Annotated in this window: 3 protein-coding genes; 1 reads left to right on the top strand and 2 read right to left on the bottom strand. The window is 54.3% G+C overall.

Features of this window, described 5'->3' with window-relative positions; all coding sequences use genetic code 11:
- Nucleotides 1-8: 8 nt before the first annotated feature.
- Nucleotides 9-1199: an NO-inducible flavohemoprotein gene (hmpA, locus tag FDX01_RS10385; protein WP_137399734.1), complete on the bottom strand. Its 1191-nt coding sequence runs from the start codon at nt 1197-1199 to the stop codon at nt 9-11.
- A 326-nt stretch (nt 1200-1525) separates the two neighbouring features.
- Between hmpA and glyA the strand changes: the two genes are divergently transcribed.
- Nucleotides 1526-2779: a serine hydroxymethyltransferase gene (glyA, locus tag FDX01_RS10390; RefSeq protein ID WP_115257762.1), complete on the top strand. Its 1254-nt coding sequence runs from the start codon at nt 1526-1528 to the stop codon at nt 2777-2779.
- Between the two features lie 92 nt (nt 2780-2871).
- Here the strand turns inward: glyA and hcaD are convergent.
- Nucleotides 2872-4020: phenylpropionate dioxygenase ferredoxin reductase subunit (hcaD, locus tag FDX01_RS10395; RefSeq protein WP_137399849.1), on the bottom strand; the 1149-nt coding region annotated here is incomplete at its 5' end.

Consider the following 4020-nt stretch of genomic DNA (forward strand, 5'->3'; position numbering starts at 1 on the left):
TGACGTAATTACAGGACTTTATGCGGACCGAAGCATTCGTAATGAATATTCTCGTTCTTAACACCCAGACCGATCAGCTGCTTCGCGGCAAACTGCATAAAGCCGACCGGACCGCACAGATAAAACTGCATCGCCGGATCGCTGATTGCACCTTCCAGTTTATTCAGATCCATCAGGCCCACGCTGTCATACGCGCCTTTTTCACGGTCTGCTTCATTCGGTTCACGATACCAGGTGTGGGCACTAAAGCGCGGCAGTGAGTTGCCCAGCTCATTCACTTCATCAGCAAAGGCATGCACATCGCCGTTTTCTGCCGCGTGGAACCAGTTTACCTGCGCCGTGTGTCCGGCTTTCGCCAGTGTATCCAGCATTGCCAGCATCGGGGTCTGACCAACGCCTGCGGAAATCAGCGACACCGGAGTATCGGTGGCGACATCCATAAAGAAATCGCCTGCCGGTGCGGCTAAATGAACGATGTCACCGACTTTCGCATGATTATGCAGCCAGCTTGAAACCTGACCGCCGTCTTCACGCTTAACAGCAATGCGGTAGCCCTTGCCATCCGGTTTGCGGGTCAGAGAGTACTGACGAATTTCCTGATGCGGGAAACCTTCCGGCTTAAGCCAGACGCCCAGATACTGGCCCGGATGGTATTCAGCCACCGTACCGCCGTCGACGGGTTCAAATTCAAAGCTGGTAATTAATGCGCTACGCGGTGTTTTTGCCACAATGCGGAAGGGACGAGTACCTTCCCAGCCGCCATTTTTGTTGGCGTTCTCACTGTAAATCTGCGCTTCGCGGTTGATGAAGACATTAGCCAGCACGCCATACGCTTTACCCCACGCGTCCAGCACTTCTTGCCCTGGGCTGAACATCTCGTCCAGCGTTGCCAGCAGGTGACCGCCCACGATGTTGTACTGCTCAGGCTGAATCTGGAAGCTGGTATGCTTCTGGGCAATTTTTTCGACCGCAGGCAACAGCGCCGCCAGGTTGTCGATATTGCTGGCGTAAGCGGCGATAGCGTTAAACAACGCTTCACGCTGATCGCCATTACGCTGGTTACTCATGTTGAAAATTTCTTTGAGTTCCGGGTTATGCGTAAACATGCGATCGTAGAAATGGGCGGTCAGTTTCGGGCCGGTTTCGACCAGCAGGGGAATAGTGGCTTTCACTGTAGCGATGGTTTGTGCGTCAAGCATACGGTCTTCCTTTATCTGAGGCTTTAATGATGTATGTCAAATACATCTTATAAAAAATACCCCTGCATTGTAAATGGTTCTTTGTAACTTTGCGTTGTAAAGGTTACAACTTGAAAAATCTGCATCACAAACCTGAAAAGAAATCCGTTGAAATTTGCCATGTCATTATTCTCCAAAGCCTTGTGTGCTGTGAAGGTAATCGTTTGCGTAAAATCCTTTGTCAAGACCTGTTATCGAAGATTGATTCGGTTATACTGTTGGCCGTCGTCCAACAGGACTGCCTTTTTAGGCCGAAATTCTATTGTTAGCTGAGTCAGGAGATGCGGATGTTAAAGCGTGAAATGAACATTGCCGATTATGATGCCGAACTGTGGCAGGCTATGGAGCAGGAAAAAGTACGTCAGGAAGAGCACATCGAACTGATCGCCTCCGAAAACTACACCAGCCCGCGTGTCATGCAGGCGCAGGGTTCTCAGCTGACCAACAAATACGCTGAAGGTTATCCGGGCAAGCGCTACTACGGCGGTTGCGAGTATGTGGATATCGTTGAGCAACTGGCGATTGACCGCGCGAAAGAGCTGTTTGGTGCCGACTACGCTAACGTCCAACCGCACTCGGGTTCTCAGGCTAACTTCGCGGTCTACACTGCGCTGCTGCAGCCGGGCGATACCGTTCTGGGTATGAACCTGGCGCAAGGCGGTCACCTGACTCACGGTTCCCCGGTCAACTTCTCCGGCAAACTGTACAACATCGTCCCTTACGGCATCGATGAATCCGGCAAGATTGACTACGAAGACATGGCTAAGCAGGCTCAGGCCCACAAACCGAAGATGATTATCGGTGGCTTCTCTGCGTACTCCGGTGTGGTTGACTGGGCAAAAATGCGTGAAATCGCTGACAGCATCGGTGCATACCTGTTCGTCGACATGGCACACGTTGCCGGTCTGATTGCTGCAGGCGTATACCCGAACCCGGTTCCGCATGCACACGTTGTTACCACCACGACCCACAAAACCCTGGCGGGTCCGCGCGGCGGCCTGATCCTGGCAAAAGACGGCAGCGAAGAGCTGTACAAAAAACTGAACTCCGCTGTGTTCCCAAGCGCACAGGGCGGCCCGCTGATGCACGTGATCGCGGCAAAAGCTGTGGCGCTGAAAGAAGCGATGGAGCCAGAGTTCAAAGTTTACCAGCAGCAGGTTGCGAAAAACGCCAAAGCGATGGTTGAAGTGTTCCTGAACCGCGGCTACAAAGTGGTTTCTGGCGGCACTGAAAACCACCTGTTCCTGCTTGATCTGGTCGACAAAAACTTGACCGGTAAAGAAGCCGATGCGGCGCTGGGCCGTGCGAACATCACGGTTAACAAAAACAGCGTACCGAACGATCCGAAGAGCCCGTTCGTGACCTCCGGTGTCCGTATTGGTTCTCCGGCAGTGACCCGTCGCGGCTTTAAAGAAGCGGAAGTGAAAGAACTGGCTGGCTGGATGTGTGACATTCTGGACAACATTAATGATGAAGCCACTATCGAACGCATTAAAGCCAAAGTGCTGGATATCTGCGCTCGCTTCCCGGTTTACGCATAAGTCATACGGATTGCCGGATGGCGGTGTAAACACCTTATCCGGCCTACATATGAGTTACTTGTAGGCCGGATAAACGCAGTGCCATCCGGCAGTTATATCGACTTAAGCGTCACCGTCTCATCAAGTAAAGCCGCTAACAGCGGCTTTTTCTTTGCCTGAATCCACTTGCGCAGCTGCCGCATTTCTCGTCCCTGGTTGAGCGTTACCGCGCCGACTATCACCTCGTTTTGCAGGTTAAACCAGATAGCCTTGCCGTCATCTGGACTGCCGCGCACGACCCAGCCATCACTACGCATATCGCCAATAAACTGCAGGTTGTCGCTGAACTGATCGGTCCAGAACCAGGGCGGAGGTAGCGTCGGGAGTGTCAGCCCCAGCATGGCTGCCGCGGCCGTTTGCGCCTGATTATTGGCGTTTTCCCAGCTTTCGCAACGTTGCAGCGTACCGTCTGGCGAATGCTGTACTGCCACATCTCCGGCGGCAAAAATGTTCGGATCGACGGTTCTGCACGACGCATCGATGATAATGCCGTTTGCCACATCAAGACCCGCATCACGGGCAAGCCCGTCGTTGGCGACAATCCCGATACCGTAGATCACGCTATCAACCTGAAGCTGTTCGCCACGTTGCAGCGTGAGGGCGATGCGTTCCCCGCCCGCCACCTGTTCAATCGCATTATTCAGCAGTAAATGTACGCCAGCCTGCTGGTGGCGGGCGGTCAGATAACGGTGTATCGGCGGTGGCGCGTTGCGACCCATCACCGTGGCAGCCAGTTCAATGACGGTGACCTGACAACCGCGCTGCGTGGCGCTGGCAGCCAGCTCAAGTCCGATGGTTCCGGCTCCGACAATAGCGATCGACTGCCCGGGGCTGAGCGCGTCTCGTAGACGCGCTGCATCTCCGGCGTGGCGCAGCGTGAAGCCGCGGTCACCGAGCGTATCCAGTAATGGGAACGGGCGTGCCGCTGCGCCTGTGGCAATCAGTAATTGATCCCACGGGTAGGTCTGTCCGTCAGCCAGTACCAGCGTTTGCGTTTCTCGCCCGAGCGTTTGAACGGTGACGCCCAGATGCAGCTGAACATTATTATCCCGCCACCAGTCTGCGTTCAGCACCGGCTGCAGCTGCGGCACGTCGTCCAACAACATGGTTTTGGAAAGTGGAGGGCGTTCGTAGGGCAGATGCGGTTCATCGGAAAACAGATGGATCTCGCCGTCAAACCCCTGTTGACGCAGTGCGGCTGG

Origin of the sequence: Citrobacter sp. wls613 (assembly GCF_005281195.1) — a bacterium.
Classification (GTDB): Bacteria; Pseudomonadota; Gammaproteobacteria; order Enterobacterales; family Enterobacteriaceae; genus Citrobacter; species Citrobacter gillenii.